The organism is Bacillus sp. FJAT-28004 (genome assembly GCF_001280845.1).
Classification (GTDB): Bacteria; Bacillota; Bacilli; order Paenibacillales; family Paenibacillaceae; genus Pristimantibacillus.
This window is the reverse complement of record NZ_LGHP01000001.1, coordinates 2,371,833-2,385,173: the sequence shown is the minus strand read 5'-3', so window position 1 is coordinate 2,385,173 and position 13,341 is coordinate 2,371,833. Positions and strand designations below refer to the sequence as shown.

10 protein-coding genes are annotated in these 13,341 nt (G+C 42.4%); all 10 read right to left on the bottom strand.

Annotated elements, in window-relative coordinates:
• Positions 1-21 precede the first annotated feature (21 nt).
• Positions 22-1,380 carry a HAMP domain-containing histidine kinase gene (locus AC787_RS10140; protein ID WP_054024662.1) on the bottom strand — a complete coding sequence of 453 codons (1,359 nt, stop codon included), beginning with the start codon at positions 1,378-1,380 and terminating at the stop codon, positions 22-24.
• The gene (locus AC787_RS10135; protein WP_054024661.1) at positions 1,377-2,075 is read right to left on the bottom strand and encodes a response regulator transcription factor; all 699 of its coding nucleotides are present in this window, start codon (positions 2,073-2,075) and stop codon (positions 1,377-1,379) included. The genes AC787_RS10140 and AC787_RS10135 overlap by 4 nt, the downstream gene beginning before the upstream one ends.
• Before the next feature lie 203 nt (positions 2,076-2,278).
• Complete coding sequence (locus AC787_RS10130; RefSeq protein WP_054024660.1) at positions 2,279-3,829, bottom strand: ABC-F family ATP-binding cassette domain-containing protein; 1,551 nt, start codon at positions 3,827-3,829, stop codon at positions 2,279-2,281.
• Positions 3,830-3,915: 86 nt separating this feature from the next.
• Entirely contained in the window at positions 3,916-5,532 is a 1,617-nt protein-coding gene (locus tag AC787_RS10125) for a serine/threonine-protein kinase (protein ID WP_054024659.1), read from the bottom strand.
• Between the two features lie 147 nt (positions 5,533-5,679).
• Entirely contained in the window at positions 5,680-6,711 is a 1,032-nt protein-coding gene (locus AC787_RS10120; RefSeq protein WP_054027011.1) for a glycoside hydrolase family 88 protein, read from the bottom strand.
• Between the two features lie 25 nt (positions 6,712-6,736).
• Positions 6,737-7,573: a carbohydrate ABC transporter permease gene (locus AC787_RS10115; RefSeq protein WP_054024658.1), complete on the bottom strand. Its 837-nt coding sequence runs from the start codon at positions 7,571-7,573 to the stop codon at positions 6,737-6,739.
• 2 nt (positions 7,574-7,575) lie between these two features.
• Positions 7,576-8,475 carry a carbohydrate ABC transporter permease gene (locus AC787_RS10110; RefSeq protein ID WP_054024657.1) on the bottom strand — a complete coding sequence of 300 codons (900 nt, stop codon included), beginning with the start codon at positions 8,473-8,475 and terminating at the stop codon, positions 7,576-7,578.
• A gap of 102 nt (positions 8,476-8,577) precedes the next feature.
• Complete coding sequence (locus AC787_RS10105; protein ID WP_054024656.1) at positions 8,578-9,915, bottom strand: ABC transporter substrate-binding protein; 1,338 nt, start codon at positions 9,913-9,915, stop codon at positions 8,578-8,580.
• 116 nt (positions 9,916-10,031) lie between these two features.
• Entirely contained in the window at positions 10,032-11,588 is a 1,557-nt protein-coding gene (locus AC787_RS10100) for a response regulator transcription factor (RefSeq protein WP_054024655.1), read from the bottom strand.
• Positions 11,581-13,335 (bottom strand): sensor histidine kinase, encoded by a 1,755-nt coding sequence (locus AC787_RS10095; RefSeq protein WP_054024654.1) that lies wholly within the window; start codon positions 13,333-13,335, stop codon positions 11,581-11,583. The genes AC787_RS10100 and AC787_RS10095 overlap by 8 nt, the downstream gene beginning before the upstream one ends.
• Positions 13,336-13,341: the final 6 nt, after the last annotated feature.

The following is a 13,341-nucleotide window of genomic DNA, read 5'->3' as shown; positions in this document are numbered from 1 at the left end:
TATGCCCTCCAATGATATAGGTTATTGTTTACGCTGTTTAAACTGTATGGTAATCGTTGTGCCTAAATCCGGCAGACTAAATACATCTACCTTTCCTTCATGCAAATCAATGATTCGTTTGGCGATGGACAAACCAAGTCCAACACCGCCGGTTGCGCGGCTTCTGGCACCATCGACACGATAGAAACGCTCAAAAAGATGCGGAATTTCGTTTTCTGGTATGCCCATTCCTTTATCCTTGACCTCGATTTTCACGATATGTCTAACGAGCGTAATCGTTATATCGATAGGGTCCTTCGAGTATTTAATGGCGTTATCGAGCAAAATGACTAGCAGCTGCCTAATTTTGTCCTTATCTCCGACCATTCGAACGACCTTGGACATCGCCTTCACCCGAATCGGTCTGCCAAACGTCGTTTGCAGCATCGTTGCAAGCTCATCAACCACTTGAACAACGTCAAACAGCTCCTGCCGCAGCCAATCCTCTTGCTCTGCCTCAGCAAGCATTAGCATCGACTTCGTTAAATTTTGCAAACGATTCGCTTCTTTATCAATGGCCTCTATCGCTTCATTTCGCAAGCTCTCATCATCACGGCCCCAACGTTTTAGCATGCCAGCATAACTGCTAATAACCGTAAGCGGCGTTTTAAGCTCATGAGAAGCATCTGCAACGAACTGCTTCTGTTTTGCAAATGTACGGTCAAGTCGTTCGATCATCTGATTAAATGCACGGACCAGCTGCAAAAGCTCGGCAGATTCCTCGCGGTTACTAAGCTCGATTTGTCTAAGCTTTCCGCTTCGATCAATTTCGCGCATCGTGTTAACCATTTGTTGAATAGGTGCCGTTAGTCTTGAGGTAAACCAATACGTACCGAATATGGCGAAAAGAATAGCACCGCCACTCGTCACGCTTAACGCAGCAACCAGTACCTGCAAATAATTGTCCAATTCATCTAATATACGATTAATCTCAAGCATAGCAATAACACGATTGCCGTCATATAGCGGAACTCGCATAAACAGAATTCGCTCTCCGCCCTTCGTAATCATCCCCGTATGGTGATGTACCTCAAAGGTCGCTGGCAGCTGTTGCAGCAGCTCATCCGTTCCTGTTATATTTACGACCCTGTTATTAGGCGCAATGATGCGGATCATTTCGTTTACGTTGTAATACTCATTGAGCAGCTCCGGATAGTTTAATCCTCGGCCGCTCTGAATTCGGGGATTCTCAAGCATGAGATTCACCTTATTCGCAATGACCTCTTCTTCACTTTCAGTCGTAATTTTGATCACATAGAAATACACAAAAATATTAAATAGTATCAAAATAAAAATGAGCCAAAAAATGGTGAAAAGCGTGAACCGTTTGCGCAGTGTCATGCATCGGGCTCCTTTATCATATAACCTACTCCTCGTACCGTATGAATAAGCTTATGACGATAACCCTTGTCCAATTTTTGACGCAAATAACGGATATAAACATCAACTAGATTTGTTTCACCGATAAAATCATATCCCCAAACTTCTGATAATATATCTTCACGCGACTTCTCATCATTTTTGTTCTCCACAAGGTAAACGAGCAGCTCAAACTCACGCGGTGTTAGTTCGATTAATATGTCCTTGCGGTAAACTTTACGCGTGCGTAGCTCAATAGTTAGGTCTCCAACCTTTATCATATCAGAGCCTTCTGCTTCCTTCGGATACTGCTGGAATATACGCAAAATGTTGCGAACACGCGCCAACAGCTCCTCCATTGCAAACGGCTTAGTAACATAATCATTAGCACCATGCTCGAATCCGCTTACTTTATCCGGTACGGTGTCGCGAGCAGTCAATAATATAATGGGTACTGGATTTCCTGCTTGGCGCAGTAATCGCAGCACTTCAATTCCACTCATTTCAGGCAGCATCACATCGAGCAATACAAGCTCCCACTCACCTGTCGAAGCCATCTCATATCCAGTTCTGCCATCAGCTGCAGTTCCTACGGTATATCCCTCATGTTCAAGTTCAAGTTGTAATATTCGGGAAATACCCGATTCATCTTCGACGACTAGAATACGTTCTTTCATCCTAGAGGACCACCTGCTTCCAGTTGTAAATAATATTAATTCTGTTGATCAACCATATCATCATCTATAAGAACGGTTAAATTTATCATAATGAAGACGTTTCACAAATGCAAGCAAGCCGATCTACAGGAAGAGTAGACCGGCAATTGCCACGGAGGGTGTTTATCTACACGAAGATAAATCATATTAAGCTAAAACCACTCCTAGTTTTGCATCGACCAGGCTTCTACATCCCATGTTTTGGTAGCCATATCCTCGTAAAATTCCGGTTCGTGAGAGACGAGAACGACAGTTCCTTTATAAGCCTTAAGTGCACGCTTCAACTCTGCTTTGGCTACGACGTCCAAATGGTTCGTCGGCTCATCGAATAAAATCCAGTTGCTCTCGCGCATCATAAGCTTGCAAAGACGAACCTTTGCTTGCTCACCACCGCTAAGCTGGTTAAGTGAACGTGTTATATGCTCATTCTTCAAGCCGCAGCGCGCTAGCGCACCCCGAACCTCTGATTGGGTCATAAAGGAGAACTCATCCCATACGTCCTCTAGCGGCGTCATCGTCGGAGCTTTCGCTTCTTGCTCAAAGTAAGCAGGATTTAAATAATCCCCTAAATAGGTTTTGCCATCAAGTGCCGGAATTACGCCAAGAATGGTTTTGAGAAGCGTAGATTTACCAACGCCATTGCAGCCAACGATAGCAATCTTATCACCGCGTTCAATGACCATATCCATCTTAGGCAAAAGTGGTCTGTTGTAGCCGATCACCATGCCTTCTGCTTCAAAAACAGTCTTGCCGCTCGTTCTCGACTCTTTAAAACTAAATGTTGGTTTTGCTGCTTCTTCCGGTTTATCGATACGGTCTATACGATCGAGCTGCTTCTCACGACTCTTAGCACGTCCAGATGTCGAAGCGCGCGCTTTATTTTTTTGAATAAAATCCTCTTGTTTCTTAATGAAATCCTTTTGCTTCTCGTAAGCGTCGATGTGCTGAGCCTTGTTCAAATCAGCCATTTCAAGAAACTTATCATAATTGGCCGAATAGCGCGTCAGCTTCGTAAATTCAAGATGATAAATAACGTTGACGACTTGATTCATAAAACTCGTTTCATGCGAAATAAGAACAAACGCATGCGGGTAGTTTTTCAAGTAATTGGTCAACCAATTGATATGCTCTTCATCCAAATAGTTCGTAGGCTCATCGAGCAAAAGAACACCTGGTTTCTCAAGGAGCAGCTTAGCTAATAGCACCTTTGTCCGCTGACCACCGCTAAGTGCGGTAACGTCTCGATCAAGTCCGATCGCATTAAGACCTAGCCCGTTTGCCATCTCATCTACTTTTACATCGATTAAATAGAAATCGCCAATCTCCAGCTCTTCTTGAATTTCGCCCATCCGCGATAGCAGCTCATCCAATTGATCTGAATCTGCATCGCCCATTTGAGCTGCAATGTTATTTAGCTCTTCTTCCAATAGCAGCAAAGGTAAAAACGCATCCTTCAGCACGTCGCGGATCGTTTTGCCTGCTTCAAGCTTCGTGTGCTGATCCAAGTATCCGTAACGAACACGCGGTGTCCATTCGACTTTTCCTTCGTCTTTAAGCAGCTTGCCTGTTAAAATATTCATCAGCGTTGATTTGCCTGTGCCGTTCGCTCCAACTAGGCCAACATGCTCCCCGTCCAACAAACGAAAGGATACATTTTTAAAAAGTACACGATCTCCGAACGTATGTGATAATTGCTCAACTGTTAACAAACTCATTTGTCTTTATCTCCATTCATATATGAACCATAATCTTAGCTTGAGAATTGTGTCGTTTTGCCCGTATCATTGTACCACAAATATGGTCATTCTGTGTTCATTTCCTTATAAAGGAGCTTCAAAATGGGCAATAGCGCATGTTTTAATGTTTTGTTTAAGCGTAATTCATCCGTTGCCCATCGCCCTTTCCATTGCATCGAAAGCAGTGTCTCTTGTGGGAGGAGGGGCACGATTGCCTTCGGCTTATCAGGAAATAAGGAAAGCCATTCGTTACGTCCATGGAATGGAATATCCTTATTGGCGATGAAAAACAATTTACCGCCAGAGGTTTTCAATTCTTCTTTCAAGTTCATAAGCTTCTTTAATTCACTTGTTTGCCATTTGACCACGACCGGATCTCCGATTACAAAAACAAACTGCGCCTGTTTCAGCAAGGATAATGAATTTGATTCATTCCATCTCCCAGAGAAATCGATGAGCTGAAATAAACATTGTGAATAACGAAACATCTGTTCAAATGTCTGAGCTTCATATTGATATTCGGAGCATCGTTCAGGGTGAAATGAAAACCAATTTACAGCAAAATCATTATGTTTATATTGGACGTAGCGTTTATCAAATATGATCCGATCAGACTGTCCTTGTTTGCTGATATTTTTATGTCCAGTTAACCATGCATGCCATTCAGGACGAATATCGTCGAATTCGACTGCTGCTACAGAGGCACCTTGCCGACCAAGCATAACAGCAAGTGAATGCGTCAAAAAGGTAGCCCCTGCACCTGAAGATATGGATAATAAACCAATACGCTGTTGGTTTATTGGTGCCCTTGATTTGTTTTTCTCTTGAAACGAAACGGATAATTTCGTACGGTTGGGCTCGGCAAAATCAGCCAGTGCCTCCTCTACTTCAACGATAGTGCCATATCGGTATTGCGGATCAGACTGCAGCAGACGTTTCAAGACGATTTTGAATGCTTTTGGAACGTCTGACTGCAGGCAGGCGAATAACTCAGACTCCGCTGCTTGTCCAGCTTTTTGACGATAAACGTTACCCTCACTGGCCATAAAATACAGAAGCGCTCCGAGTCCATAAATGTCCGTTCGCTCGTCGCTTTGCCCTGTGCCCGCTTGTTCTGGAGCTGCGAATCCAATTGTGCCCAGCTGCACGGTATCCTTTTCCTTTCCCGTTATGTACTGGCGTGAAATGCCAAAATCAATTAATTTTACATTCCCTTTTATATCTATCATCACGTTTGAAGGCTTCAAATCTCGATGTATGATTGGAGGAGTATGTTCATGCAAGTAACGAATGGCTGAACAGAGCTGTAATCCGATAGCTATTAATTGTGGAAATGTTAACCATGCTGTGTCTGCATGGAATATGTGTGCAACAGTATGACCGTCAATATATTCCATTACAAGTGCCTCGTATTCTTGATCATGCGGCGGGAAGTAGTCAACCATCAAAGGAAGATGAGGATGCTCGATCTTCATCATCATCTTTGCTTCTTCCGCGTATTTTCTGCCGCCTGGCAAAGGTGCGATTACTTTGATCGCTCTACGTTTATTTGCGAGCTTCAAATCATCTGCGGCGTATACGACACTCATGCCTCCTCGTCCCAAAATACTTACAATTCGATATCGACCACCGATCACCGCACCAAGCGCATACGGGGCAAATACAAGTTCCGAACGATCCATAATGATCCCTCCTTCATGAAATAAAAAACAAAAAAGGCATCCCGACGCCGCTTGTAAAGTTACAAGCGGCATCAGGATGCCTTCCTGAATGCTTATCTATTAGTGCTAATGTAACATATAAATGAAGAATGGAACAACAAGCATTATTTAAAATACACGTTTCTTGGATTTCAGCAGCTCTGCTAGAAATGCAAGCACGAGTCCTTGACCCCAGCCTTGCACTCGTTTGTGAGCAACATCTCGGTACCCCTGCAAATCGTTCATAACAGCTGTGCCAGCAGATACATTCAGCACTGCGCCTTCCTCGGTAATTTGGCTTAAAATACCATCGATCGAGCGTTGAATGTATTTGTTGTACAAGGAGCCAAAGGCGAATAATCCAGTTGCTATCCCTGCTGATCCTGACGTTTCAAAATAGGAACTGTCATCGTTCAGAACCGTATGCCAAAGTCCATTTTCTGCCTGCAAACGTACTAATGTACTCAGTTGATCACGCATCGAGCCTTCAATAATCATGAATGAAGGATGCTGAACAGCTATATGCGGCAATGCCTTTGCCATCGTAAGAGCAGCCCATGAGTTGCCGCGTGCCCAGAAGATCGAGGACATATGATTTTGTGCGATATTGTCCCAGCCATGATAGTATAGGTTTGAAACTGAATCCTGTAGAAAATGCTCATGTCCGTGATACTGCTTTAATCCATCTTCCAAATAATCGTTACGTCCCAATAGATGCCCCATACGAACGAGGAAATAGCCCGCCATCATCATCGTATCCACCCAAGCTTGCTCGGGAAAAAGATAAGTTTCTGAATTGACCGTGTGCTGGAAGATGCCATCTGCGAATCGAACGGCATCATTTTTTAGGTACTCCGCCTTTTGAATAGCAACATCTAAATATTTTTGGTCATCGGTCGCTTTGTATAGCGAGATTAAAACATGACCAATCGATACACCGTTGACCGATAACTTTGGCAATCCGTCCTCAAGCTTCTCATCAATCCATTCCTGTAATAGCTGAATGTAGCGTTCATTTCCTGTTGCTTCGTAGGCTTCCGCTACCCCATAGAAAGCGACACCGCCTGGCCAATCCCAGCTAAAATCCATTCTAAATGTGCGATCTACTACACGATCTATAACATCTTTTATATGATTTTCGTCAAATTGAAGCTGTGGCATTTCCATCTTCCTCTCCCCTATATCATTATTTCAATCCACTTGTGCTAATGCCTTCAACAATGTACTTCTGGAAAGCAAAGAAAATGGCAAGTACCGGAATGAGGCTGACGATCGACATCGCGAACATGGCACCCCAGTTTGAGACGGTATCACTATCAAGAAACATTTTCAGACCCATCGACACAGGATACAAACTTGGACGATTCAAGTACAGAACCGGACCGAGCAGGTCCTCCCAGCGCCAGTAGAATGAGAAAATTGAAGCTGTTGCTAGTGCTGGAACAACGAGCGGCAATATAATTCGGAAAAACAAGCGGAATTTGCCGCAGCCATCGATTGTTGCAGCTTCATCAAGCTCATTAGGAATGGTCCGAATGAATTGGATGAGCAAAAAGATAAAAAACGGAATGCCAAAGTACTGCGGTATAACGATTGGCTTGATTGAGTTTAGCCATTCAAGCTTGGCAAACAAAATATACTGCGGTACAAGCACCACATCATGCGGCAGCATAAGTGTAACCATCATGATGCCAAACCAAAACGTTTTACCGGTAAAATTAAGTCTTGCAAAACCAAAAGCGATAAAAGCAGATGATAATACAGCTCCAATGGTAGATAAAACAACAATTTCGAGCGAGTTCATTATAAAGTTTCCGAACGATTGACCAGCGATGCCGATCCAGCCTATTTTATAATTTTCCCAAATCCAAGGCTGTGGAATTAACGAATCGGCCGTTGCAAAAATGAGATTGCTTTGTTTGAATGAACTCATTAACAGCCATAACACAGGGTATACCATTACTAATGCGAGCGCAGCGACAAATACGTGGTAGATCGGCCATTTCACCTTTTTGAATGTCATGTTTAATGGCCACCTTTCGACTCGTAATGAACCCATTTTTTAGAGGTATAGAACAGGATACCTGTCAGAATAGCGATAATGATGAGCATTACCCACGCCATCGCTGATGCAAATCCCATATCGAAATAAACAAAAGCCTGACGGAACAAATAAAGTGAATAAAGAAGTGTGCCGTCTAATGGTCCGCCCTCGCCTTTTGAAATAATGTAGGCAGGAACGAAGGTCATAAATGCCCCGATGGTTTGCATGATTGTATTAAACAAAATGATTGGACTAAGCATTGGCAATGTAATTTTGAAGAAGCGAATGACGGGTCCTGCTCCATCCACATTAGAAGCTTCGTACAATTCTGGCGGTATATTTTTGAGTCCAGCTAGAAAAATAAGCATCGACGAGCCAAATTGCCAAACGGATAATGTAATGAGCATCCACAGCGCAGCTGCAGGTTCAGCAAACCATCTCACGCTATCTAAACCGAGTGCATTCAGAAATATGTTTATAACGCCTTCGTCGCCGTACAAGTTACGCCACATGATCGATACTGCAACGCTCCCGCCAATAATCGAAGGAAGATAATAAACGGTCCGATATAACCCGATTGCTTTCGAGGCTGTATTCAAGATCATTGCAATAAATAAAGCAAATGCCAGTCTAAGCGGTACACCGATAAATACGTATAAAAAAGTTACTTTCAAAGATGCCCAAAACTTCGAGTCATCCAAAAACATCGTCTGGTAATTCTCTAATCCGATGAAGGATGGTGTCGATAAGAGATCATAATCCGTAACCGAGAAATATAACGACGCGATGGCTGGAACCAAGGTGAACAATAAAAATCCGATTACAAATGGACCAATAAAGGTGTATCCGATCAAGTTGTTTTTAAATGATAGCGATTTCATCTTATCCAACTCCTATACGAAGTCTAGCGTGCCACAGGATCTTTATTAATGAAGAAGCGATGATCGATCTATCGACCAACCATCGCTTCTACTCAAACAATATTACTTGTTTTTCTTCAGAATGGAGGTTGCTTCGTCTCTAAATTTCTTAGCTGCATCTTCTGGCTTAATTTTGTTGTAGTTCATTTGCTCAGCAAGACTAGTCAACGATTTGAATACTTCAGCAGAACCGATTGGATCAGCTGGATCCATTGGTGAGCTGTTCGTTTCTGCCCAAGCTACATAATCATAAACTTGAATCTGAGCTTCAGTGGAAACCGCTTTTAACGCTTCTTTCACTTTTGATGAAACAGGCACGCCGCGATCGCCTAATATCAATTTGTTTGCTTCGATATCATTTACGAAGAAGTTGATAAATTTAGCTGCTTCTTCTTTAACTTTCGAATTCTCAGATACGGAGAAGAACATACTTGGCTTAAGGAACAAGCCTTTATTCATATTAGGACCAGCCATCGGAGCTATGGCTAGCGGGCGGTTAGCCACTTGCTGCAAGCCAACATATTGGTTCGACCATTGCCATACGCCAATGCCTTGGTTCAATACGAGATGGCTGTCTTCCGCTCCTTTGATTTGAGCAAGTACATCTGGTGATGGCACTGCGCCATCAATAACTAGTTTAGCCAGCATACCGAAGAAATCGGTGAACAACTGATCATCTTCATAACCAAGACCATTGCCTTCTGCGTTAAACAATGTTTTATCTAATGTACGTAGGTAGTAGCCGAAGAACACTTCTGGACGCATACCGCTATCGAAGAAAAGTCCTGCTGCTTTTGCTTTGCCAGCCATATCTAAGTAATCATCCCAAGTGAAGTTTTCAGGGATGGATTCAATACCAGCTTTTTTCAATAGTGCTGGATCGTAGTTAAAACCAAGAGCATTGACACCAAGGTTCATACCATATAGTCCATCGCCTAGTTTACCGCCATCAATCGCGTTCTGGCTGATATCGCTGACGTCAATTTGATTGCCGAGGAACGGAGTCAAATCAGCCAGTTGTTTTCTACCAGCATATTGGGAATAGTTTTGCGTATCGATTTGGATGATATCAGGAAGCTCATTTGCAGCTGCTTGAGGAGCGAGCTTTTTCCAGTAATCATCATAGTTTGCATATTCCATTTCAATCGTGACATGAGGATTTTTTGCTTTGTACATTTCAATAACTTTCATCGTGTAATCATGACGAGGTTGACCACCCCACCATGCGATACGAAGAGTAACCGGTTTTGCTTCTGCTGACTCTTCTTTCACTTCATTAGTTGATTTTGGCGCGTTGGTAGCGTTAGTTGATTTTTCATTGTTTGCGTTTCCGCCGCAAGCGCTTACGAGAACGAGTGCAAAAGCCATGAGCAGTAAAAGCATTTTCTTCGGTGCTTTCATTGTGTTACGCCCCTTCCAGACTCTTTAATGTTGTTTACAAGCTTTATTATAGGGTGAATGTTTAATGGTCGGAATTAAAAAAACCGCTTTCTTTGTTAAAAAAACAGAGGTCGCCATTATGGCGACCTTTTGAATTCTGATGGCGTAGACCCCGTGTGCTTTTTAAATACCTGACTAAAATATTGCGGATTATCTCCAAACCCAAATTTCTCAGCAAGTTCAAAAACCTTCACATCGCCTGTCTTCTCGATCTCTTCCATCGCCCGCTCCATCCTTAATCGAACGACGTAGTTTGAGAATTTCTCACCCATTTCCTTCTTAAACAGCTTGCCTACATAATCAGCGTTCATATATAAAATTTCACTCGCAACCCAGTTTAGCGATAAATCTGGATTTGAAATATGTGCTTCAATTACTTGAATCATCTTTTGAATAATACCGGAGTGCTTATTAGTATGTGTGTGGAAATTGTTCAAGCAAATTTGCTCTGCGCATTCGGTAACGAATTGTTGTGTCGTTTTTAGTGTAGTAAATTGATCGAATCCAGCAATCTTTGTTAAATATTCATTGATTTCTTCAGGTTTGCCTTGTCGAACGATTGATATGTAAAGCGGAATAACATAAGATTTCGAGAGATGCATATCCATACGGCTGTCGGCGAGCATTACAAAATAGTTTTGCAGCTCTTGCTGAACAAATGCCCAGTCCCCTGATTTCACGTGCATGCAAAGTGGTTCTTCATCATAAAAGAAAGGCTTAAGCGCAGTGTCATCTCCTCTTTCGACATCCTTCTGCGTAATGATGCTTCCTTCTCCTAAATAAAACTGATAGTTTAAACATTCCAGCGTATCACGGTACATTTTACGAGCATCGATTATTTGACCCGCATTGCTGACTGCCACCGTGGCATCCAATTTATAATAGGAAGAGAACGTTTGCTTAATTTCAATTAATTGTGCGAATAAGACTTCTGGTTCGTCGATTTCTTTAATAAGCAGCAGCACATGTTTACCTATCGTCGTACTGAGGAGTACCGTCGGTTTGCCGAGTACATCCTGGGCGATATTTTTGACGGCAAACAAATGCTCAAATTCAAAAACACCCTCAATTTGAAACAAAATCAGCTGAACCTTCTCATTGTCTACCGTGATATGAAATAGGTTGCCATAGTCATCCCAATCACGCTGACCATATGTCTTATTCGTAACAAGCTCCTTAAGAAATTGCTCCTTCGCGTGAGGAAGCACCTTTGAGAGCTCCTTTTGGATATGGAGCATGAAGCTTTCTTGCGTATGCTGCTTCTTTAGCTCTGAAATGACCTCCGTCAAAGCATCTGTAATCGTATTTTCATTGCATGGTTTCAGCAAATAATGCTTTACACCAAATTGCATCGCTGTTCGAGCATAATCGAACTCACTAAAGCCAGATAGTAGGATAAAAGCGATATGCGGGTACTCAGCGTTCACTTTTTCCACTAATTGCAATCCATTCAAGCCTGGCATTTTGATATCCGAAATGACGATATCTGGCATATGGCTCTCGATAAAAGCCATCGCTTCAAGTCCATTGCGCGCCGTTCCTGCCAGTTCAGCCTCATATGCATTCCAATTCACTGTGCGCGATATGCCTTCTACGATTATTCGTTCATCATCAACCAACAAAACCTTATACATCGGAATCCCTCATTTCATAAGGAAGCATTAACTTAACACTTGTACCGCCACTCGGCCTGCTCTCCACCATTAAACCATATGATTCACCGTACAGAAGCTTTATGCGGTCTTCAATGTTTTTCAAGCCTAAACCTGAGCCTTTCGTTTGCACCTGTCCGCTTAATAACTTCATGACAAACTGCTCTTCCATGCCTGGACCATTATCCTCTACTGAAATAAACCATAACTCATTCTCAACATAAGCATGAATTTTTATTTTACAAGTGTCAATCATTTGTTCAAGCCCATAGTTAATAGCATTCTCAACGAGCGGTTGAAGAGAGAGCTTTGGAATACTGCAGTTAAGCAGCTTGTCCGGTACATCGATGTGGAAATCAAGCCTTTCTTCAAAACGGTATTTCTGAATCGTGACATAATGATTAATGATGGCCAGTTCCTTGCTTAGCGGAATGAGCGGCTCCTTTAGATTGATTGACGTTCTGAGCAATGAGCCCAGAGCTTCAACCATTTGAGAAATATGCGTTTGATTGCTTAACTTAGCGGACCAGTTAATCGATTCTAATGTGTTGTATAGGAAGTGAGGATTGATCTGAGCCTGCAGCGCTTTAAATTCGGTATCGCGTATCGTAAGCTGCTTCACGTAGTTTTCATGTATAAGCTCATTGATTCGTTCAATCATAATTCGAAAGTTTCGATGCATTTGACCGGCTTCATCCATTGCAAGTGCTCTCTCATTCGGCTCTTCGGTATATTCAAAGTTGCCCAACTGTACCCTTTTCATTTTTGCGTTCAAACGTTCAATGGGCTCAGTAATGCCGTTAGCGAAGCCAACAGCAATCAAAAGGATCACGATAAATAATATAGCAAAAATAATAATAATCGTATTTTTCACTTTCACAACACGTTCAAAAATATCATCGAATGGAATCAGTGTGTAGTAGGTCCAATCTGTATAGGTTGACGCTATATAAGTAACGAAATATTGCTTGTCCTCATACTGAATAACTTTGTAACCCTCTTTGCCAGGTAACGCGGATAAGGAATTTTTAGAAAAAGCCGTTTCTTCTGGATACACCGCTTCATTATTTTTCATAATGATTAACTTCGCATCGTTGCTGTTCATACCTTTAGCGAGGTCACTAAATAGTTTGTTCATATCGATGCGAAGCGCTAATGTCCCAAGATAGTCTAGGCTGAGCTGCTCAAACGAACGCACCTCACGTGCAGCAATTAAGGACTTATCATTGCTGTAGGGGGCAATCCAGGTGTTTCCCCCCTTTCTCACTGCTGTAGCATTTTTAAAAGCATCCAAACGATCCTGGTAAATCGTTATCGAATTTGCACCCACCGCGTACTCATTATCATTTACGTCATACAGCTGGGCGGAAAGCACATATTTATCGAGCGCCCCGATATTGACCATTCTCTCCTTTACCGTTAATTGCACGACATAGTTATCGTAATCGGACAATCCACTCTTAATGGATCTCAAATAATGCTGGATCGTTGAATCCGTTGAAAGCATAAAGGTGAGCTTCTCCATTTTTTTCAGCTCGTTCTCGATACTTAGCGACGATAAACTGAGCGCTTTGGACGATTGCTTGTATATTTCCTGATCATAAAAATCAAATGCATATTGTTGAATGATAATTGCAAGCATGGCAACGACTAACATGATTACTGATATCAACACAAACATTTTGTGCTTGATTCGCAAATTCATATAAAGCGCTTTCAAATTGGGCATCGACCA

Excerpts from the sequence above, each read along its gene's own strand:
- AC787_RS10105 (WP_054024656.1), bottom strand. The coding sequence starts at position 9,915 with ATGAAAGCACCGAAGAAAATGCTTTTACTGCTCATGGCTTTTGCACTC.
- AC787_RS10120 (WP_054027011.1), bottom strand. The coding sequence starts at position 6,711 with ATGCCACAGCTTCAATTTGACGAAAATCATATAAAAGATGTTATAGAT.
- AC787_RS10130 (WP_054024660.1), bottom strand. The coding sequence starts at position 3,829 with ATGAGTTTGTTAACAGTTGAGCAATTATCACATACGTTCGGAGATCGT.
- AC787_RS10135 (WP_054024661.1), bottom strand. The coding sequence starts at position 2,075 with ATGAAAGAACGTATTCTAGTCGTCGAAGATGAATCGGGTATTTCCCGA.
- AC787_RS10140 (WP_054024662.1), bottom strand. The coding sequence starts at position 1,380 with ATGACACTGCGCAAACGGTTCACGCTTTTCACCATTTTTTGGCTCATT.
- AC787_RS10110 (WP_054024657.1), bottom strand. The coding sequence starts at position 8,475 with ATGAAATCGCTATCATTTAAAAACAACTTGATCGGATACACCTTTATT.
- AC787_RS10100 (WP_054024655.1), bottom strand. The coding sequence starts at position 11,588 with ATGTATAAGGTTTTGTTGGTTGATGATGAACGAATAATCGTAGAAGGC.
- AC787_RS10115 (WP_054024658.1), bottom strand. The coding sequence starts at position 7,573 with ATGACATTCAAAAAGGTGAAATGGCCGATCTACCACGTATTTGTCGCT.
- AC787_RS10125 (WP_054024659.1), bottom strand. The coding sequence starts at position 5,532 with ATGGATCGTTCGGAACTTGTATTTGCCCCGTATGCGCTTGGTGCGGTG.
- AC787_RS10095 (WP_054024654.1), bottom strand. The coding sequence starts at position 13,335 with ATGCCCAATTTGAAAGCGCTTTATATGAATTTGCGAATCAAGCACAAA.